We start from the raw sequence: 311 nt of genomic DNA, 5'->3' as shown, positions 1-311 counted from the left end.
GAGCTTGCTGAAGATTTAGCAGATTTATCTGCTTCAGTTGCAGAAGATGCTGCAGATTTAGCTGACTTATCTGCTTCAGTTGCAGAAGATGCTGCTGATTGCGCTGATTTATCTGCTTCGGTTGCAGAAGATGCTGCAGATTTAGCTGACTTATCTGCTTCAGTTGCAGAAGATGCTGAAGATTGCGCCGATTTATCTGCTTCGGTTGCAGAGCTTGCTGAAGACTTCGCAGACTTATCTGCTTCGGTTGCAGAAGATGCTGATGACTTCGCTGATTTATCTGCTTCTACTGCAGAGCTTGCAGAAGACTT

Annotated in this window: 1 pseudogene; it reads left to right on the top strand. The window is 45.0% G+C overall.

The features are described from left to right. Positions 1-311: pseudogene (locus QP437_RS09845) on the top strand (hypothetical protein); the annotation flags it as partial.

The sequence above is a fragment of the Haemophilus sp. UMB1048 genome (assembly GCF_030218125.1).
In the GTDB taxonomy this organism is placed as follows: Bacteria; Pseudomonadota; Gammaproteobacteria; order Enterobacterales; family Pasteurellaceae; genus Haemophilus_D.
This window is presented reverse-complemented; position numbering and strand designations above follow the sequence as displayed.